The sequence below is a fragment of the Gillisia lutea genome (genome assembly GCF_021568705.1).
GTDB lineage: Bacteria > Bacteroidota > Bacteroidia > Flavobacteriales > Flavobacteriaceae > Gillisia > Gillisia lutea.
The window spans coordinates 380,766-400,959 of record NZ_JAKGTH010000008.1 but is presented as its reverse complement, the minus strand read 5'-3'; the positions used below and the strand labels follow the sequence as shown (position 1 = coordinate 400,959).

General features: G+C 34.7%; 21 protein-coding genes. 9 read left to right on the top strand and 12 right to left on the bottom strand.

Annotation, left to right across the window (positions count from 1 at the left end; all coding sequences use genetic code 11):
- Positions 1–3: 3 nt before the first annotated feature.
- Positions 4–1,050, top strand: coding sequence for a WD40/YVTN/BNR-like repeat-containing protein (locus L1I30_RS09005; protein WP_236133947.1), 1,047 nt, complete (start codon positions 4–6; stop codon positions 1,048–1,050).
- Between the two features lie 93 nt (positions 1,051–1,143).
- On the opposite strand, the gene L1I30_RS09000 is transcribed toward L1I30_RS09005, so the two are convergent.
- The 7 genes from L1I30_RS09000 to L1I30_RS08970 all read right to left on the bottom strand — a co-directional run bounded on the left by L1I30_RS09000 (position 1,144) and on the right by L1I30_RS08970 (position 8,181).
- Positions 1,144–1,599, bottom strand: coding sequence for a hypothetical protein (locus L1I30_RS09000; protein WP_236133946.1), 456 nt, complete (start codon positions 1,597–1,599; stop codon positions 1,144–1,146).
- A 5-nt stretch (positions 1,600–1,604) separates the two neighbouring features.
- Positions 1,605–2,126 (bottom strand): hypothetical protein, encoded by a 522-nt coding sequence (locus L1I30_RS08995; protein WP_236133945.1) that lies wholly within the window; start codon positions 2,124–2,126, stop codon positions 1,605–1,607.
- Positions 2,127–2,158: 32 nt separating this feature from the next.
- The gene (locus L1I30_RS08990) at positions 2,159–2,704 is read right to left on the bottom strand and encodes an RNA polymerase sigma factor (RefSeq protein WP_236133944.1); all 546 of its coding nucleotides are present in this window, start codon (positions 2,702–2,704) and stop codon (positions 2,159–2,161) included.
- A 370-nt stretch (positions 2,705–3,074) separates the two neighbouring features.
- Entirely contained in the window at positions 3,075–4,898 is a 1,824-nt protein-coding gene (locus tag L1I30_RS08985) for an ABC transporter ATP-binding protein (RefSeq protein ID WP_236133943.1), read from the bottom strand.
- 10 nt (positions 4,899–4,908) lie between these two features.
- Positions 4,909–6,639, bottom strand: coding sequence for a phospho-sugar mutase (locus L1I30_RS08980; RefSeq protein ID WP_236133942.1), 1,731 nt, complete (start codon positions 6,637–6,639; stop codon positions 4,909–4,911).
- A gap of 45 nt (positions 6,640–6,684) precedes the next feature.
- Positions 6,685–7,644 carry a glycosyltransferase family 2 protein gene (locus tag L1I30_RS08975; RefSeq protein WP_236133941.1) on the bottom strand — a complete coding sequence of 320 codons (960 nt, stop codon included), beginning with the start codon at positions 7,642–7,644 and terminating at the stop codon, positions 6,685–6,687.
- A 6-nt stretch (positions 7,645–7,650) separates the two neighbouring features.
- The gene (locus L1I30_RS08970) at positions 7,651–8,181 is read right to left on the bottom strand and encodes a DUF4199 domain-containing protein (RefSeq protein ID WP_236133940.1); all 531 of its coding nucleotides are present in this window, start codon (positions 8,179–8,181) and stop codon (positions 7,651–7,653) included.
- Between the two features lie 182 nt (positions 8,182–8,363).
- Between L1I30_RS08970 and L1I30_RS08965 the strand changes: the two genes are divergently transcribed.
- From L1I30_RS08965 to mtaB, 3 genes are all read left to right on the top strand, one after another.
- Positions 8,364–8,615 (top strand): type B 50S ribosomal protein L31, encoded by a 252-nt coding sequence (locus L1I30_RS08965; protein ID WP_236133939.1) that lies wholly within the window; start codon positions 8,364–8,366, stop codon positions 8,613–8,615.
- A gap of 180 nt (positions 8,616–8,795) precedes the next feature.
- On the top strand, positions 8,796–9,971 hold the full coding sequence (locus tag L1I30_RS08960; RefSeq protein ID WP_236133938.1) for a GlmU family protein: 1,176 nt from the start codon (positions 8,796–8,798) through the stop codon (positions 9,969–9,971).
- Between the two features lie 75 nt (positions 9,972–10,046).
- On the top strand, positions 10,047–11,381 hold the full coding sequence (gene mtaB / locus L1I30_RS08955) for a tRNA (N(6)-L-threonylcarbamoyladenosine(37)-C(2))-methylthiotransferase MtaB (RefSeq protein ID WP_236133937.1): 1,335 nt from the start codon (positions 10,047–10,049) through the stop codon (positions 11,379–11,381).
- On the opposite strand, the gene L1I30_RS08950 is transcribed toward mtaB, so the two are convergent.
- A complete protein-coding gene (locus L1I30_RS08950; RefSeq protein WP_236133936.1) occupies positions 11,378–11,683 on the bottom strand; it encodes an N-acetyltransferase in 306 nt (101 codons plus the stop codon). The two genes, mtaB and L1I30_RS08950, sit on opposite strands and share 4 nt — an antisense overlap.
- Positions 11,684–11,940: 257 nt before the next feature.
- On the opposite strand from L1I30_RS08950, the gene L1I30_RS08945 reads away from it, so the two are divergent.
- A complete protein-coding gene (locus L1I30_RS08945; RefSeq protein ID WP_236133935.1) occupies positions 11,941–12,633 on the top strand; it encodes an alpha/beta hydrolase family protein in 693 nt (230 codons plus the stop codon).
- 1 nt (position 12,634) lies between these two features.
- Positions 12,635–13,570 (top strand): lytic transglycosylase domain-containing protein, encoded by a 936-nt coding sequence (locus L1I30_RS08940; protein ID WP_236133934.1) that lies wholly within the window; start codon positions 12,635–12,637, stop codon positions 13,568–13,570.
- A gap of 76 nt (positions 13,571–13,646) precedes the next feature.
- Here L1I30_RS08940 and L1I30_RS08935 read toward each other — a convergent pair whose 3' ends face one another.
- Together L1I30_RS08935 and L1I30_RS08930 are read right to left on the bottom strand one after the other, a co-directional pair.
- Complete coding sequence (locus tag L1I30_RS08935; RefSeq protein WP_236133933.1) at positions 13,647–14,354, bottom strand: TlpA family protein disulfide reductase; 708 nt, start codon at positions 14,352–14,354, stop codon at positions 13,647–13,649.
- Between the two features lie 134 nt (positions 14,355–14,488).
- Positions 14,489–15,004: a DUF2892 domain-containing protein gene (locus L1I30_RS08930; protein WP_236133932.1), complete on the bottom strand. Its 516-nt coding sequence runs from the start codon at positions 15,002–15,004 to the stop codon at positions 14,489–14,491.
- Between the two features lie 163 nt (positions 15,005–15,167).
- Here L1I30_RS08930 and rpmH point away from each other — a divergent pair, with 163 nt between their 5' ends.
- Complete coding sequence (gene rpmH, locus L1I30_RS08925; RefSeq protein WP_006990417.1) at positions 15,168–15,326, top strand: 50S ribosomal protein L34; 159 nt, start codon at positions 15,168–15,170, stop codon at positions 15,324–15,326.
- A gap of 106 nt (positions 15,327–15,432) precedes the next feature.
- Positions 15,433–18,282: a carbamoyl-phosphate synthase large subunit gene (carB, locus tag L1I30_RS08920; protein WP_236133931.1), complete on the top strand. Its 2,850-nt coding sequence runs from the start codon at positions 15,433–15,435 to the stop codon at positions 18,280–18,282.
- A 68-nt stretch (positions 18,283–18,350) separates the two neighbouring features.
- On the opposite strand, the gene L1I30_RS08915 is transcribed toward carB, so the two are convergent.
- Positions 18,351–18,746, bottom strand: a complete 396-nt coding sequence (locus L1I30_RS08915) for a lipocalin-like domain-containing protein (protein WP_236133930.1) — start codon at positions 18,744–18,746, stop codon at positions 18,351–18,353.
- Between the two features lie 90 nt (positions 18,747–18,836).
- Here L1I30_RS08915 and L1I30_RS08910 point away from each other — a divergent pair, with 90 nt between their 5' ends.
- Positions 18,837–19,229 (top strand): DUF423 domain-containing protein, encoded by a 393-nt coding sequence (locus L1I30_RS08910; RefSeq protein ID WP_236133929.1) that lies wholly within the window; start codon positions 18,837–18,839, stop codon positions 19,227–19,229.
- Positions 19,230–19,240: 11 nt separating this feature from the next.
- Here the strand turns inward: L1I30_RS08910 and L1I30_RS08905 are convergent, their stop codons facing one another.
- Positions 19,241–20,191, bottom strand: a complete 951-nt coding sequence (locus L1I30_RS08905) for a bile acid:sodium symporter (protein ID WP_236133928.1) — start codon at positions 20,189–20,191, stop codon at positions 19,241–19,243.
- Positions 20,192–20,194: the final 3 nt, after the last annotated feature.

Genomic DNA, 20,194 nt, shown 5'->3' with positions numbered 1-20,194 from the left:
ATAATGAAAGCATTAGTCTCCATATTAGTATTAGTTATTACTGGCTGTGGCTCCAAGGAAAGCCAACAAAAACCATCTTATTACACCTCTGTAGAGGTGCAAACCATATTAGAAGATTCTATTAGTATTAGGGCGATAGAGATAATAGGAAATGACGTAGCGTTTGCAGCAAATAACGGGGTTTATGGCTTGTATAATTCAAAAACCGGAGGATGGAGAAATAATGTACAGAAATACGATACAATTATTCCGGAATTTCGAGCAGTAGCAAGTACTTCTACAGATTTTTTAATGCTTAGTGTTGGAAACCCGGCATTACTCTATAAAACAGGAGAGAAAGGAAGTATGGAATTGGTGTATAAAGAAGAAGATGAAAAAGTCTTTTATGACGCGATGGCTTTCTGGAATGACAAAGAAGGGATAGCCATGGGAGATCCAACGAATGATTGTCTTTCGGTAATAATAACCAGAGATGGAGGTAACAGCTGGAAGAAAATAAGCTGTGATAATTTTCCTAAATCAGAAGAGGGGGAAGCTGCTTTTGCTGCAAGTAATTCAAATATAGCTATTAAAGGTAATAATGTATGGTTGCTTTCAGGCGGAATGAAATCAAGAATATTCCATTCTGAGGATAGGGGAGTGATATGGAAAGTATATGATACTCCTTTATTGCAAGGTGCCCCAACTTCAGGAGGGTACAGCATGGATTTTTATGATGAAAAGAATGGAATAATAGTAGGAGGAGATTACACTAAACCTGATGAAAATACAAAAAATAAGGCCATAACAGCCGATGGAGGAAAAACCTGGACACTAATTAGTAATGGTAAAGACCCCGGTTACAAAAGTAGCGTTCGTTATGTACCCGGTAAAGAAGGAAAGGAAATAATTGCTATTGGTTTTACGGGGATTCATTATACTAAGGATGCGGGTATGAGCTGGGATAAACTTTCTAGCGAAGCCTTTTTTACAATCAGGTTTCTTAATGATTCAGTAGCGTATGGTGCTGGTAAAAATAGAATTGCACGCTTGAAATTTAACAGAGAATAATATCGACCTACGTACACGTATAAAAAAATATTCCGAATGAAGATCATTCGGAATATTCCACTATTAACTAACAACTAACTTAACTATTTAACCTTAATTCTTCCTTTTTCTATCAGACTCTCTGCGCTCTCGGTATTCTTTTAAAAGGCGCTTATTGAAGTCGGCTTCTAATTTATGAAGTCTGATGATTTCTTTTGCAGAGAGAATTTTTTTGAGATCAGAAAAAAGTTCTTTTTTAATTTCATATTCTTCTCTTTCAACATTCAAATACTCTTTTAGCATGTCTTCGGCCTTGGCTTCAGAAATGGGATCAATATTATCCAACTCTATATGCTCTCTTCTATGTAAATCCATTTTCAGGCATTCGTAGCGGTTATAAATAGGCCAAAATTTTTCAGCTAATTTGGTGTCCATATCCAGTTCTTGAGTAATATAGGCTACTTTCAAAGCTTTAATCTTCTCCATATGCTCCTGTCTACTCTTAGTATTTTGAGCATTCACAGAAACTATCAGCAGAAAAAAAGTGAAAAATAATAGGTGCTTTTTCATATAATTTATTCTAGTATTAAAGCGGGATCTTCAACATTTTCATTTAAATATCTAAATACAGCTTCTTCGGAAAGGTTGGAACTGGTCAAATTATCTACAGCGTATCCTTCATCATACATAAAGGAAGATAGCTCGTTTAAATCTAATTCAATATATCCATTGTCTATATAGCTTTCTATTGCCGATAGCTCAACCGAATCAATATTATTCTTATTCAATTGAATGATAAATAAGCTCGATATAAGACCTATAAACATAGCTGCAACAGCAATAGAATAATAGAATTTCTTGGTTTTATGCAAAGGAATAAGCCTTCCTTTTGGCGTAACAATTTTAGATAATACTTCTTCTTCAAGAGAATTGAAGTAATTATCAGGAACATGAAAGCCTGCTTGCCTCTTATAACCATCTAATGGCTTATTATTTGAAGGAATAGCATCTAAAATACGAGATTCAAAGTCTTCAAAATAAGTGTTTGAGACTTTGAAACCAGATTTCTTATGATATATTGAATCACTCTTTTTCATTCAATTATAAGACTAACTTTTTATAAAAAGGTTTAATCGATCTTTAAACTTTCTTTTATTTTTTTTACGGCTAAATGATAAGAAGCTTTTAAAGCCCCCTCACTAGTCTCCAGGATTTCTGATATCTCACGATACTTCATTTCCTGAAAATACTTCATATTAAATACCTGTTGTTGCTTTTGTGGAAGGCCTGCAATAGCCTTCTGAAGTTTTAATTGGATCTCGTCCCCTTCAAAATAAATGTCACTTTCAATATTTTCAACCAAATAATGCTGAAGCTCTTCAGAATTTAATTGTAATCTCTTTGCTTTTTGATTTAAAAATGTGATTGCTTCATTAGTAGCAATGCGATACATCCACGAGTATAACTGACTTTCCCCTTTAAAGTTGTCTATATTATTATAAATTTTGATAAAAGTGTTTTGTAATACATCATCAGTATCATCATGATTTTTAACAATATTTCTAATATGCCAATAAAGACGCTCTTTATAAAGTTGAAGTAACTTTTTAAAGGCCTCGTTTCTGGTAGGTAGCGTTTTTAACTGAGCAAGCAGTTTGGCGTCATCCTTTTTCAATACAGGGGATTATTTACGGGCTAAAGTTATTGAAAGATTATAAGCTGAAGAATATTAATTTCTATAAATTTTTGTAGGAATTTTGTAGGAAAAATAGATATTTACATCGATTAAGTACAATTTTAACAAGATTAAATGCTAAAAATGTTTGGTGGATGATAAAAAGTGGCTATATTTGATATTGTTAATATGATAGAGTCTTTTTTTGCCCCAAGCAGTTAAATTGAATCTAAGTTAGTTTTCATTTTCCCCAAAAATGAAAATTTCTCAAAAATGGATGAACCTACTTCATCCATTTTTTGTTTTTAAAACAAGAAACGCCCGATAAGATTTTTTACTTATCGGGCGTTTTATTTGAAGTGAAACCTCTTTAGTCGAAAGACTGCATCTCCACTAATTTTCTATAAGTCCCATTTTTATTTAATAATTCATCATGTTTGCCTTGCTCTACAATTTCACCCTTGTGTAAAACCACAATAAGATCGGAATTTTGTATAGTAGATAAACGGTGAGCTATAACAATTGATGTTCTGTTCTTCATCATGTTCTCCAAAGCCTTTTGTACGAGTTTTTCGCTTTCGGTATCCAAAGCAGAAGTGGCTTCATCTAAGATCATAATTGGAGGATTCTTTAATACTGCGCGCGCAATGGAAAGACGTTGTTTTTGACCTCCGCTTAATTTATTACCGCTATCTCCAATATTGGTTTCCAGACCTTTTGGAAGTTCTTTTACAAATTCCCAGGCATTTGCAATTTTTAGTGCTTCAATTATCTCATCTTCCGATGCGCCTAACTTTCCTAAAGCAACATTATTTTTAATACTGTCATTAAATAATATAGAATCTTGCGTAACCAATCCCATTAAATTCCGGAGGGAGTATTTTGTTACTTGCTTAATATCATTTCCATCAATTTTAATGCTTCCTGCATTAACATCGTAAAATCTTGTAACCAGGTTGGCGATTGTAGATTTCCCGCTTCCAGATTGCCCCACCAAAGCTACTGTGGCTCCTTTTGGAACAGTTAAATTGAATTTTTTTAATACCAGCTCATCTTCATATTTAAAATCTACATTTTCTATAGCTACTTCTCTTTCAAATCCCACTAAAGAAGTCGCATTAGGTGCTTCTATTAAAGTGGTTGGTGTTTCTAAAACTTCAATAATTCGTTCAGCAGCCGCATTTCCTTTTTTTACGCTATAAGAAGCTTTGGAAATCTGTTTTGCGGGGGTCAAGATATTGTAGGCCAATCCCAGAAAAGCTATAAAGGCTGCGCCGTCCAGGGTACCTTCAACTAACACCATATTACCTCCAAACCAGAGAATAATAACAATTACAAATATTCCTAGAAATTCACTAGCTGGAGAAGCAAGATTTTGGCGGTTAACCAGCGCGTTTAAAATGGTGTTGAGCCGTGTTGTAGATCCTTCAAATTTTTTCTGAAATTGGTCTTCAGCATTAAAACCTTTAATGATTTTTAGGCTCGATAAAGTTTCTTCCACTATAGATAAGAAATTTCCATTTTCTTCCTGCGCCTGGCTCGACTGTTTTTTCAGCGACTTACCAATCATTGAAATTATAAATCCGGAAATTGGTAAGAATACAAAAACAAAGAGAGTAAGCTTAGCACTAATCATTAACATTGCAATAATGGTGAAGACAATAGTAAGAGGCTCCCTAACAATAAGCTCTAAAATTGAAAGAAAGGAGTTTTGAACTTCATTTACATCTGCTGTAATTCGTGAAATGGTATCTCCTTTTTTCTTTTCTGAAAAATAAGAGACCGGTAAGAATAAGATCTTTCTATAAACAGCATCACGTAGGTCTCTTAGAATACCATTTCTAAGAAATGTAATAAAAAAAGCAGCAAGATATCCGAATAGGTTCTTTAAGAAGAACAACAAAACAACTATCCCACAAATAAACACTAAAGCCGAAACTTCATCTTCGGCAATACGTTGACTTACATGATAGTTGAAATAATCAATAGAATAATCTTTTATGCCAGTTATTCCCTGCCAAGTTGGTAAGGTGTCTATGCGTTCATTTTCACCAAAAAGAATATTAATAACCGGAATTAAGGCAATAAAAGATAATGTGCTAAAAAGAGCATATAGTATATTAAAGACAATATTTAATACTGCATATTGCTTGTAAGGCCTTGCAAATTGAAGGATTTTTTTAAAGTAATTCATTTAATAGGGGTTAATCTACCTGTAGATCAGATTTAATTCTTTCAATGCGCTTTGCTAAAATATTATTCAGTTCAGTGAAATCTTCTGGTTTATCCAGTTCTTGATTTACACTGATGTAGAATTTGATCTTAGGTTCGGTACCACTAGGTCTGGCAGCTATTTTAGTGCCTTCTTCTGTGTAATAGATCAACACATTGGATTTAGGAACGTCCATAGTTTCCTGAGTGTGGTTCTGTACATTTTTAGCAATTGAAGATTGGTAATCTTCAATAAGTACTACTTTTTCACCATTTATTTCGGTTAATGGATTTTCTCTAAGGTCGATCATCATCTGTTTGATCTGGGCTTCTCCATCAATGCCTTTTTTTACTAGTGATATAAGTTCTTCTCTGTATAAGCCATATTCAGCATATAGCTCAATAAGTTTTTTATAGAACGAACTTCCCTGCTCTTTCATTTGAGCTGCTATCTCACAAGCGAGTAGGGTGGAAGTGGAGGCATCTTTATCGCGTACAAAATCACCAACCATAAACCCAAAGCTCTCTTCCCCGCCACCTACAAAATTTAATTCAGGGTGGTCTTTTATCAATTTTGCAATCCATTTAAAGCCTGTAAGTACTTCAAAATATCTTGCTCCGTAACCCTCGGTTACCGCTTTCATCATCGGGGTAGAAACAATTGTAGAGGCAACAAAGGACTTATCGTCTAATTTACCTAGTTTCTTCCACTGGTCCAGCAAGAACCACGTCATTACTAACATGGTTTGATTTCCATTGAGAAGTATCATCTTGTTATCGAGATCACGTACAGCTACTCCTAATCTGTCAGCATCCGGATCTGTACCAATTACGATATCGGCATTTTTTTCTTCTGCTAATTTTAGAGCTAATTCTAAAGCTTCCGGTTCCTCCGGATTTGGTGATTTAACAGTTGGGAAATTCCCGTTAGGCTCAGCCTGTTCTTTTACAAGGTTCACGTTGGTGTAACCTGCGCGCTCAAGAACTTTAGGGTTTATGGTGCTGGAAGTTCCATGAAGCGAGGTAAAAACAATAGTTAAATCTTCTTTTGCTTGTTTAGAAGTATCAAAACTTCCGTTTTTTACCGAAGCTTCAATAAATGCTTCATCCACTTTCGTGTCTATACTATGTATAAGAGATTTATTTCCATTAAAATGGATTTCCGAATAATCCAGTTGCTCAATTTCCTTAATAATCTCAGCATCTTGTGGTGGTACTAATTGTCCACCATCCTGCCAGTAAACCTTATAGCCATTATACTCTGGAGGATTATGGCTTGCGGTTAATACGATTCCGCAGTGACAGTTTAAATATTTTACTGCAAACGAAAGTTCGGGGGTAGGCCTAAGATCTGAAAAAAGATAAACGCTAATTCGATTAGCAGAAAAAACGTCGGCAACAATTTGTGCAAGTTCTTTACTATTATTTCTACAGTCGTAAGCAATAACTGTTTTAAGGTCTTCTCCTTTAAAAACTTCTTTTAAGTAATTGGATATACCTTGAGTATTCTTTCCTAAGGTGTATTTATTGATTCGGTTTGGTCCAACACCCATCACGCCACGCATTCCACCGGTACCAAAAGCTGCATTTTTATAAAAGCTTTCTTCCAGACCAACCGGATCGGTTTCAATTAGATTATTGACTTCCTGTTGTGTGTTTTTATCAAAAGAATCTACAAGCCAGGCTTGCGCTTTTGCTAATATTTCGGGTTTTATTTTTGACATGATCTAAAATTTACTGACAAAAATAAACATTAAAGCGGAAAGGAATTAACTTATACCAGTAGTTTTATTAATAAGATAGCGGTCTTTTTCTCGTTTGCTCCTTAAAATAAGTTCCCCAAGAAAACCTGCAAGGAAAAATTGAGTACCAATTACCATGAGGATCAGGGAGATATAAAACCACGGATTTTGAGTTACAAGAATATTGGGTAACCCGTGGTACATTTTGTAAAGTTTAGAAAGGCCTATCCAGCTGGCGGCCATAAACCCGAAGAAGAACATGAGTACGCCTAAGGCTCCAAAGAGATGCATGGGGCGTTTTCCAAATTTAGATAGAAACCAGATGCTGATTAAGTCTAAAAAACCATTGAGAAAACGCTCAATCCCAAATTTGGTCTTCCCATATTTTCGGGCCTGATGTTTTACTTCCTTTTCAGTGATTTTAGAAAAGCCGGCATTTTTGGCCAGCACAGGAATGTATCGGTGCATTTCTCCGTACACATCAATATTCTTTATCACATTTCTTCGATACGCTTTTAGTCCGCAATTAAAGTCATGAAGCTTTACTCCTGAAGTTTTTCTTGCTGCTGCGTTGAAGAGTTTTGAAGGTAGGTTTTTAGTGAGAACTGAATCATATCGCTTCTTTTTCCAGCCGGAAACTAAATCGAAATGTTGTTCTTCTATCATTTTATATAATTCCGGGATTTCCTCGGGATTATCTTGTAAATCGGCATCCATAGTAATGATCACATCACCTTTTGCTTCCAGAAAACCGGCATGTAGCGCTTGAGATTTCCCGTAATTCCGGTTGAATTTTATTCCTTTTACCGCTGGATTTGTTGAAGATAAGGAAGAAATGATTTTCCAGGAGTGATCTGTGCTACCATCATCTATGAAAATTATTTCATAAGAATAGGAATTGGATTGCATCACAGATACAATCCAATTATATAATTCAGTTAAAGATTCTTCCTCGTTAAGAAGAGGAATAACTATGGATAATTGCATTAAAAGTTATTGTTTGTTAGGATCTTTTTCTCTAAAGATCAATGCTATAATTAGCCCGATCAAAGATAGAAATGCTAAGCTAAATACATAACGTTTTAATTGATTAATGAGTGAAAATTGATTGTCCTTCTCCATTTCCGCTAATGCAGTATTAATATCAGACTCGGGAGCATTGAACTTTTCCATCATTCCACGAGCTGCTTCTATAGAAAGCTCTTTTACTGTTTCTGCAGCTTCGGGATCAATGAAATTAAAAAGAAGAATACTAATTACTGTTGATATTAAAGTTCCAATAAGTATAGTTACAAAATAGGTGGTAAATGCGCTTTTAAAGGAAAAATAGGTTGTTTTAAGCTTTTTAGCTGATTTAACAGCTAATATCCCGATAACAATTAGTAGTACAAAACTGAATATCCCAAACCACCATTCTGTAAATAATGCTAAATTGAAGGCATATGCAACAATGGTAAGGATGGATAAAGCAATACCTAAATAAATTCCATAGGTAACTGCGGTAGATTTTACTGATTTTTCCATTTTAAATTGATTTAATTGGTTAGATAATGGTTAGTAAACAAATATACTAAAACGTTACACATCCTGTTTTCTCAGAATTTATTTTGGGATATTAAAAATTTACTGCTCTTTTAGTTTGTTATTTAGTAATTTTACTTAAATTTGCCACTCGAAAAACGAACACGATTTTAAAGAATAAAGAGATGAAGCAGGGAATCCATCCGGAAAATTATAGATTAGTAGCTTTTAAAGACATGTCTAACGAAGAAGTTTTTATTACTAAATCTACCGCCAACACTAAAGAAACTATTGAAGTTGAAGGAGTTGAGTATCCATTAGTAAAAATGGAAATCTCAAGAACCTCACATCCTTTTTACACCGGGAAATCTAAATTATTGGATACCGCAGGTAGAATTGACAAGTTCAAGAACAAATATGCTAAGTTTAAAAAGTAATCTTTTTTCTTAGTAACTATATAAAGCCTTCAGAAATGAAGGCTTTTTTTATTTAAAAGCTACTTTCTAATTATGTCTGATATCAGTTTTAATTTAAATTGATTATTATATAGTTGAAAATGTTAATGCAGCATCAATTTTAATTTTCATGTATTTTTATATCTAATAAATTAATTTGAAATGAATTATATTTTATTCGATGGTTCCGCAAGAAAGAAATTACTTCCATTTACTTATACGAGACCCGTTGCAGATTTGAGGGTAGGGATTTTAAGCATTCGTGAAAAATGGGAAAAGAATTTAGGCTCTACTACTTCTACGATAACTGAAGATTATCTTTCCGAAAAATGGCCGATGGTAGAAATGCCGGTTAACATCATGATAAATGCTTCTTTTTTACCTACTTCAGAATTGGTGGAGCAAGTAATGAAGTTGCAGCAAAACCAAGCTATATTCTATGAGGAGGATGTGGTGGCATTTTATGCGCTTGAAGATGAAGAAATAGATTTTGATGAGTGTACGCAGATAGAGCTGGAGGGTAAGCCATTTCAAATTGCTCATACTTGGGATTTATTTTCAAAGAATGGGGAAGCTATAAAAGCTGATTTTCAACTACTAACTCAAAATAGGGATAGTGCTCCATTGTCTTCATCTAACAATGTTATTAATCCCGAAAATATATTCGTAGAAGAAGGGGCTAAGGTTGAATTTGCTACATTAAATGCGTCTAACGGGCCAATTTATATTGGTGCAGATGCTGAAATTATGGAAGGAAGCTTAATTCGCGGTCCGTTTGCATTATGTCATAATGCTATCTTAAAATTAGGTAGCAAGATTTACGGGCCTACCACTATTGGTCCATATTCTAAAGTGGGAGGAGAGGTTAATAACTCTGTGCTTTTTGCTAATTCTAATAAAGGGCATGATGGCTTTTTAGGAAATTCCGTTCTGGGGGAATGGTGTAATTTAGGTGCCGATTCTAATAATTCTAATTTAAAGAATAATTATGCTGAAGTACGATTATGGGATTATGAGACAGAGCGCTTTGCAAATACCGGACTTCAGTTTTGTGGTTTGATGATGGGAGATCATAGTAAATGTGGCATAAATACCATGTTCAATACCGGAACAGTAGTGGGAGTTAGTGCCAATATTTTTGGAAGCGGTTTTCCTCGAAATTTCGTTCCTAGCTTTAGCTGGGGTGGTAGCGGGGGAATGTCTACCTATAAGACCGTAAAAGCTTTTGAAGTTGCCGAAATTGTAATGAAACGTAGAAATATAGACTTTACCGATGAGGATAAGGCTATTCTAGAGCATGTATTTGAAGAGACCTCAAAATTCAGAAGAGATTCCTAAGGTTAGTCTTAGTAAACAAATTAAAGTAGGTATATTTGCAGCCCTATTTTTGAAGAATATTTAAAGCTAATAGTAATGAGCAAGGATAAAAAAGTAGCATTTTATACATTGGGTTGTAAGCTCAATTTTTCGGAAACTTCTACCATAGCCAGGTCATTTAAAGATGAAGGTTTTCAAAAGGTTGATTTTTCTGAAAAGGCTGATATATATGTGATTAATACTTGCTCAGTAACCGAGAATGCTGATAAACGATTTAAAAGTATTGTAAAGCAGGCTCAAAAGGTAAATGAAGATGCTTTTGTAATTGCAGTTGGTTGTTATGCTCAGCTTAAGCCAGAAGAATTGGCAGATGTAGATGGAGTAGATATGGTGCTTGGAGCAACAGAAAAATTCAAAATCACCGATTATATTAATGATCTCACTAAACATGAATTTGCTGAAATTCATTCCTGCGAAATTCAGGACGCCGATTTTTATGTTGGAGCCTATTCTTTTGGGGATAGAACACGGGCGTTCTTAAAAGTTCAGGATGGGTGTGATTATAAATGTACCTATTGTACTATTCCTTTGGCAAGAGGGATTTCAAGAAGTGATAAGTTGGAAAATGTTTTAAAGAACGCTGCCGAGATTTCTGCAAAAGGAATTAAAGAAATTGTACTTACAGGAGTTAATATTGGAGATTATGGAAAAGGTGAATTTGGGAATAAAAAACATGAGCATACTTTTTTAGACCTGGTTAGAGCTTTGGATGAAGTTGATGGGATTGAAAGGCTGCGAATATCTTCTATTGAACCTAATTTATTGAAAAATGAAACTATCGATTTTGTTTCGCAAAGTAAAACCTTCGTACCTCATTTTCATATCCCTCTTCAAAGTGGAAGCAATGATATTCTTAAGCTTATGAGAAGAAGGTATCAACGCGAATTATATGTAGATCGTGTAACTCAAATAAAGGAAGTAATGCCTAATGCATGTATTGGGGTAGATGTAATTGTTGGGTTTCCTGGAGAGACAGAAGAGCAATTCTTGGAGACCTATCGCTTTTTAAGTGATCTAGATATATCATATCTCCATGTTTTTGCCTATTCTGAAAGAGATAATACTCTCGCTGCTGAAATGCAGGGAGAGGTGGCTTTAAAAGTTAGAAAGAAAAGAAGTAAAATGTTGCGTGGACTTTCTGCTAAAAAGCGACGTGCCTTTTATGAAAGTCAGATAAATACCTCACATACGGTTCTTTTTGAGAGCGAAAATAAAGAAGGATTTATTCACGGATTCACTGAGAATTATGTGAAAGTTAAAACACATTGGAATCCCGATCTTGTAAATACCCTGCATCAAATTGAATTGAAAAAAATTGATGAAGACGGACTTGTTCGCTTTGAATACGTAGACTCGTCTGTCCTTGCCTAAATATTAATACCAACCGGAAGTAGGTCTTTATATTTTCGTTTATTCTTTCTCATGAATTTTGCGATATCTGGATTTGTAGGAACTACTCTGTCATTTCCTCTTTCTTTTATATAATCCAGCAACTTTTCTAAAAAAGGTTCCATAAATCCTTTCTCTTTTAGCTCTTCCGTTATCACTAGCTTCGTCAGAAATATTTTTCGATCTTGTTGGGAGTATTCTACTTTTACTAATTCCCCTTGAATTGTAGTTTCAAATTGTCTCAGAAAATCATTGTCGGTAATAACCATTTCCTCATCCTTCATTTTCTTATTTTTTTACTTATTACAAACTATACATAAATGGGTACAGAATAAAAACAAACCACTGGCACTGTTTGTTTGCTACATGTTTTGCTTATTAAATGTTATACTTAAAAGAGAACAACCAAAAAATTTAAACTTGATAACCATTGATCAGCCTATTTAAATCTCATTTACTATTAAAGCCGGAAAAAATGCAGTAATTTTGATAGTAAATTTACAATATAACTGTTACAAGTGATGTTATTCCCTTGTTAAAAATGTTTAGAGTGAAGGATATTATCCACGTGTATTTTATGCCGGGATTGGCAGCAAACCCCTCTATATTTGAATATATAAATTTGCCGGAAGACCAGTTTGAAATGCATTTACTTGAATGGTTGATGCCGGAATATAATGAAACTCTGGTTCATTATTCCGAAAGATTGTGTGAGAATGTTAAACATGACCAAGCGGTGCTTATTGGCGTGTCTTTTGGTGGGGTAGTAGTGCAGGAAATGAGCAAATTTCTTAATTTGAAAAGGCTCATAATAATTTCCAGTGTAAAATGTACCGATGAATTGCCAAGAAGGATGCGTTATGCTGCAAAAACCGGTTTGTTTAAAATGATTCCAACAAGTTTATTGAATTATGTAGATCAATTTGAAAAAGTGGCAGTTGGTGACTTTTTAAAAAAGCGCGCTGTATTATATAGAAAATATCTTTCTATAAGGGATGAAAAATATTTAGATTGGTCGCTAAAAAACATGATTTGTTGGAAAAGTGGTAACCCCATTAAAGACCTAATACATATACATGGGGATAAAGATGAAGTGTTTCCAATAAAATATATCAAAGGAAGCATTGTGGTTAAAGGAGGTACCCATATCATGATAATTAATAGGTTTAGGTGGTTTAACAGGTATCTACCGGAGATTATTTTAAATGGGAAGATTAATAATTATAAAGGATAGAATGAAAGTTTTAAAGATTTTATTGATGAGTGTGGGGTTAATTACCGTGTTTGCAATTAGTATTCAGGCAGTTCAGGATAAACCTGAGGCCACCGAAAGTAAAAGTGGTGGTGCCTCTTCAAAATCTACATGCGATTATAATGTTTATGCTCTACCTATGCCAGAAAATTTAAATTTTGCGGGTGAATCGGTGCCTATCGAAAACCCGGACATTTACGAACGAATGGATAGGGAGCTATTGGTAAATACCTACTGGCAATCTAACGCACTATTATTAATAAAGCGCGCGAATAAATATTTTCCTGTTATTGAGCCAATTTTAGCTGAATATGGCGTACCAGACGACTTTAAATATTTGGCAGTAATAGAATCTGGTTTAACTCAGGCAGTTTCTCCTGCACGAGCAGTAGGGTTTTGGCAAATAATGGAAGGTACAGGGAAAGATTATAAGCTTGAAATAAATGATAATGTTGATGAGCGCTATAATATTGCTAAATCCACCAGAGTGGCATGTGAATATCTAAAAAGGTCTAAACAGAAGTTTGGTAGTTGGACTATGGCCGCAGCTGCTTATAATGCCGGAAATACTGGTGTAGATAGACAGTTAGACCGACAAGAGGTGAATGATTATTACGATCTTCTTTTGGGAGAAGAAACGGGAAGATATGTTTTTCGAATTCTTGCTTTAAAAGAGATAATGAGTCATCCTGCTAAATATGGATTGAACTTTACTAAAGATCAACTGTATGAAAACATTCCAACCTATAACGTACCGGTTGATACAGCAGTTTCAAACTTTGCTGCATTCGCTAAAAAGTTTGATATTAATTATAAAATACTAAAAATTCATAACCCTTGGTTGCGTGAAGCAAATTTGAATAATAGTTCAAGAAAAAAATACATGATTGAAATTCCTGAGAAAGGATATTATAAATAATTAATTATGAAACTAAAAAAAGGGATTTGATTTTATCAAGTCCCTTTTTATTTGGTAATATTTAATAATAAAGAAATCAATTTGCGGCAACAGGGTCCTGTCGGGTTCCGAAAGAACGTTTATTGCCAAGTAAATAATTGGTAATTCCATCATTTATAGAATCGTAATTTAGACTAAAAGATTCATTGAAACTTATTCCGTAGGCATGGGTAACACCACGTTTAATATCTAAGATCTTTTTGTCCGTATCTATTAAGAAAGTTGTAGGAAGGCCTAAGGAGTGCTTTAATTTGCTTATAACATAGGAATCTTTGTTAGTTAGCTCATTTACGTACACTACCTTTATATTTGAGTTATATGATTTCGCCATTTTTTTCGTGATTTTCTGATTATCCCAAAAAAGTATAACGAAATCCACTTGATCTCCGTACTTATCTGCTAATTTATTTATTGCTGGAATCTCTCCGTCTGATGTTACACACCATGAAGCATAAGTAATGAGATATATCGGTTTCTTGAAATTATGTAAACTAATCTCCTTACCATTCAGTTTATTGAAGCTAAAATCATCCATATAGCTTCCATTCAAATTATAATTTATAAGGGAGTCAAAAAGATGTTGCGCTTTAATATAATCTCGATGCTCGTATGCAATTTGAGCCATCTTATCATATTTAGGTAAGTGCATGGAAAGAGCATCAGAGAAAAGAATTTTCTTTTCTTGCTGTGCAAAGGCAGGTAGCCCAAGATTAAAAATTAATAATAAAAGTAATAATCTAATCATCTCTCTTTCTTAACTATTATAAAGTTAATCAAGAAAGAAGTGCTAGTGAAAATTATTCGTTGAAGGACCTAAATATTAGTCCAAAGGAGGGGTGTTTTAAAATCCCATGAAAAAATTAACAATGAACAAAAAAGTTAGATCTTTTTCATTTGTTGTTTCATCATCTGGATTTGCTCTTTTAACATACCGTGCTTATCTAATTTTTTCGCTTCGGTAAGTAAAATCTGTGCTTCGCGTTTGCGTCTCTTTGTCATTGCAATACCTGCCAGGTTTAATTTAGCCATTGCAAGATCCTGATCCATGGCAAGTCCTAATTTAATTGCCTTTTTGAAATACTTTTCAGCTTTTGTAATATTAGTTTGGGAAAGCATTAGGCCGTGTAGATACCAAAAATACCCTTGCTGTTTTGTGGTAAGAGCAGCTTCGGGATTTTTAATTTTATCTAACCATTTCTTAGCACCCGGAAAATCCTGTTTTCTAAGCCTTAAAAAAGCCAGCAGGATCATTTCATTTTTATAATATAAGAAGACAAATATAAGAGAGAGCAGGATATACATAATCCCATTTCCAATATTACCTAAGTAAAATTGCCAAATGGCTACTGCTATTATTATTCCCGCTAAAACTAATTTGATATTTTTGTTGAACATGCCGCTTCTTATTTTTGAAGGCGCAAAGTTAATAAAAACAATTCAAAAATATTTTAATTTAGTGTTTGGAAGAGATAAAAGTCTTTGTATATTTGCCCGCAGTTTTAAAGAAAGGTTTAAAACTATTTAAACTAAGGATTCCACAGAAGAAAAGATAATTAAAATGAAAAGAACGTTTCAACCATCTAAGAGAAAAAGAAAAAACAAGCACGGATTCAGAGAGCGCATGGCGAGTGTGAACGGAAGAAAAGTGTTAGCTAGAAGAAGAGCTAAAGGAAGAAAGAAATTATCTGTATCTTCGGAGACCAGACACAAACACTAATGAGAATTAGTTTCTAATATATTAAGGTGTTACTTTTATAAGTAACGCCTTTTTTTATACCCAAGCGGTTCCTACATTTATACAATCAAAAAATTACCTCTTTAAAATGCCAAAAAACAATCAAATTAAAAGTGTTTTAATAATCGGTTCAGGTCCTATTGTAATTGGACAGGCTTGTGAATTTGATTATTCCGGTGCTCAGTCACTAAAATCCTTAAATGAAGAAGGAATTGAAACTGTATTGATAAACTCCAATCCGGCGACTATCATGACAGATCCTTCCATGGCCGATCATGTTTATTTAAAACCACTTACAACAAAGTCTATTGTCGAGATTCTAAAAAATCATCCTAATATAGATGCAGTTCTTCCAACCATGGGTGGACAAACAGCCCTAAATCTTTGTATTGAAGCCGATGAAAAGGGAATTTGGAAAGATTTCGGTGTAAAATTAATTGGGGTTGATATTGATGCCATAAATATTACAGAAGATCGTGAGAAGTTTAAGCAACTAATGGGGAAAATTGGGATACCTGTTGCGCCTGCAAAAACAGTAACCTCATATTTACAAGGAAAAGAAGTTGCACAGGAGTTTGGTTTTCCATTGGTAATTCGTGCTTCCTTTACCCTTGGAGGTAGTGGAGCTGCCTTTGTACACAAAGCTGAAGATTTTGATGAATTGCTTACCAGAGGTTTGGAAGCATCTCCAATACATGAAGTACTTATAGATAAAGCTCTTTTAGGTTGGAAGGAATATGAACTGGAGCTACTGCGCGATAAAAATGATAACGTTGTTATTATTTGTTCTATAGAGAATATGGATCCAATGGGAATTCATACCGGAGATTCCATCACTGTTGCTCCTGCAATGACGCTTAGTGATACCACCTATCAGAAAATGAGAGATATGGCCATCAAAATGATGCGTAACATAGGTGATTTTGCAGGTGGTTGTAATGTGCAGTTTGCGGTAAGCCCCGATGAAAATGAAGATATTATCGCTATCGAAATTAATCCGAGAGTTTCAAGATCATCAGCGCTAGCTTCAAAAGCGACGGGGTACCCAATTGCTAAAATTGCTACTAAACTTGCAATTGGTTATCATTTAGATGAACTTGAAAATCAGATCACAAAATCAACTTCTGCTTTATTTGAACCGACTTTAGATTATGTGATTGTAAAGATACCTCGATGGAATTTTGATAAATTCGAAGGAAGTGATCGAACGCTTGGTCTTCAAATGAAATCGGTAGGAGAAGTGATGGGGATTGGAAGATCTTTCCAGGAAGCCCTGCACAAGGCCACTCAATCTTTGGAGATAAAAAGAAATGGATTAGGGGCCGATGGTAAAAGCTATACCAATTACGAGCAAATTATAGATAAACTTACCCATGCGAGTTGGGATAGAGTTTTTGTGATCTACGACGCAATTAAGATTGGAATTCCACTTAGCAGAATTCATGAAATCACCAGAATAGACATGTGGTTCTTAAAGCAATATGAAGAATTATATGCTCTGGATGTTGAAATTTCAAAATACAACATAGATAATTTGCCGAAAGATCTTCTTTTAGAAGCCAAGCAAAAAGGATTTGCAGATAGACAAATTGCTCATATGGTGGGTTGTCTGGAAAGTCAGATCTACAAGAAAAGAAATGAGTTTAATATCAACCGTATCTTCAAATTGGTAGATACCTGTGCTGCCGAATTTAAAGCGCAAACCCCATATTATTACTCCACATTTGAAGCTGAAATTGAAACTCCCGATGGAAAAAGGTATGTTTCCAACGAAAGTGTGGTGACCGACAAAAAGAAAGTGGTAGTATTAGGTTCTGGACCTAACAGGATAGGCCAGGGGATAGAATTTGACTACAGTTGTGTGCACGGAGTGCTTGCTGCTTCTGAATGTGGTTATGAGACTATCATGATTAATTGTAACCCTGAAACGGTTTCAACAGATTTTGATGTTGCCGATAAATTATATTTTGAACCCGTATTCTGGGAACATATCTATGATATTATCAGGCATGAAAAACCGGAAGGTGTAATTGTTCAGTTAGGTGGGCAAACCGCTTTGAAGCTTGCTGAAAAATTAGAACGCTATGGTATTAAAATAATTGGTACCGATTTTAAAGCTCTGGATCTTGCTGAAGATAGAGGAAGCTTTTCTAAATTACTGGAAGCTAATAATATTCCTTTCCCTGAGTTTGGGGTAGCCGAAACGGCTGAAGAAGCCTTGGCATTAGCTGATGAACTGGACTTTCCCATTTTGGTAAGGCCTTCCTACGTTTTAGGTGGCCAGGGAATGAAGATCGTAATCAATAAAGATGAATTGGAAGCTCATGTAGTCGACCTACTTCGTAAGATTCCAAACAATAAACTGTTACTGGATCATTATTTGGACGGAGCGATAGAGGCCGAGGCCGATGCGATTTGCGACGGAGAGAATGTTTATATCATTGGTATCATGGAGCATATAGAACCTTGTGGAATACATTCTGGTGATTCTAATGCGCTCCTTCCTCCTTTTAATCTGGGAGATCTTGTAATGCAACAAATTAAAGATCATACTCATAAAATAGCTTTAGCTTTAAATACAGTTGGATTGATAAATATTCAGTTCGCTATTAAAGATGATAAGGTGTATATTATTGAAGCTAATCCAAGAGCTTCTCGTACAGTGCCTTTTATTGCAAAAGCTTATGGTGAGCCTTATGTAAATTATGCTACCAAGGTAATGTTGGGGGCAAAAGTGACCGATTTTAAGTTTAACCCCCAGCTCAAAGGGTACGCAATTAAGCAGCCTGTGTTCTCTTTTGATAAATTTCATAAGGTGAATAAGCAATTAGGACCAGAGATGAAGAGTACCGGAGAAAGCATTTTGTTCATTGATAGTTTGAAAGATGATGCTTTTTATGATCTTTATTCAAGAAGAAAAATGTACCTAAGTAAATAAGTATCATTCTTATATATTAAAAAAGGCTGCACTTAATGTGTAGCCTTTTTTATTTTTTTTCAAATAACTTAATCCTTTGTTAGTTGTAGTACCTGAACAGTGTTACTACCATCGGTAGATTTCCAAACCTGCCTGTCGCCTTTATCGGTTACGATAATCCATGTTTTATCGAAATCAGATTTTTTATCATTCTTCATGCCTGTAATAGTTAAATTGCTGTCTTGTAACTTCCATGTAAACGGTCGGGCATCACTATAGTCGTTGCTAAAAATACTGTATTCAATCTTTTTTTCCCCGGTTCCGTTTTTATTGAAGGTTATTTTCCCCGCATTGGTGGTGGTTAGATTTTGCCCTTTCTGATTGTTTACCTCATACTTATCTACATTCCAGGTTCCTACAATTCTTTGACTGCATCCGGTGAAAATAAACGCGGCAATTGCTGCAATACATAACGATTTCTTCATAACTTTCTTTTTTTTACGAAAATAGGGGAAACATAATTTTTAAAAGAATCTGCCTTTGGATGTAGCCTATTTTTCACTAAAGTTTAGCAAATGAAAGAACTAATGTTAATTTTTGGAGGAGTTTACGGTGGTTTAGCTGTAGTTTTTGGTGCTTTTGGCGCCCATGCCCTCAAGAAAAAATTTAGTGAAGAACAACTTAAAAGTTTTGAGACAGGGGTTAAATACCAAATGTATCATGCGCTTTTATTGATTATTACAGGAATTGCATTCCCTTTCTTACAAATTTCTCAACAAATAATGGGTTGGTGCCTTATTTTGGGAGTTTTTCTCTTTTCATTTAGCATCTACGGACTTTGTTTAAGCAGTGCTTACGGAAAAAAAATAAGAATTTTAGGCCCCATTACTCCACTGGGCGGACTTTTATTGGTTATTGCGTGGGTACTATTTACGATAAATGCTGTAGAATTCGCCTTATATCTTTAATAGAAGCTTTTTTAGCCATCAATTCGATTTCCATATCGTTCAGCAAAAACAGAAATCATAAGTAGCTGAAAGATGTGATATAGCATAATTGGCAACAAAAATAATCCTGCACTAGCACTGGCTCCAAATATAATTTTCATCATAACAGATCCATGAACCAGGGATTTTTTTGTGCCGCAAAATTGAATGGTAATTCTATCTTTTAAATTGATCCCCATTTTCTTGCAAGCTAAACCTATTGAAAAATAGACAACAAAGAATAATGTTAATACGATCCCAAATATTTTTAATAGGTCGGTAAATGTTACGGTTTCAAATAATCCTGAGTTAAAGGAATTGCTGAAACTGGTGTAGACAATTAAAATAATAATCCCTTTATCGAATAACCCAAGCTGTTTGCTATATCTTCTTGCAATTCTACCCAGCCAGACCTGAAGCAATAGCCCTGATATTATCGGGAGCATTATTTGTAATAGGAGCTTAGATATAACAGTTTGAATTTCGAATTCTCCTGTTTTCAGCATGAAAATACTTAGCAGAAAGGGCGTTGCAATTATCCCGATAATACCGGAAATACTGGCATTAAAAATAGCGGTAGGAAGATTTCCTTTGGCCAAGGCTACCATCACTACCGAGGAAGATACCGTGGAGGGGAGAACCCCTAAAAAGAAAATAGACAGCCATAAATCGGATCTCGTGCCTCCTTCAAAAAAAGGAATAAATACTAAAGTAAGCAAGGGAAATAAAATAAAGGTGGTTACCTGAATTAGTATATGTGACCTGTAATTTAAAAGTCCTGCCTTAAATTCAGCAGGTGCTAATTTAAGTCCGTAGAAGAAAAATATAAACCCAATTCCTATGTCAATTATGTATTTTAAAGGTAATTTACTAAGTGCATCGGGGAAAAGAAAAGCCAGAACGATAGCGCCCAGCAAGGCCAAAATGAAACCGTTAATCTTCACTAA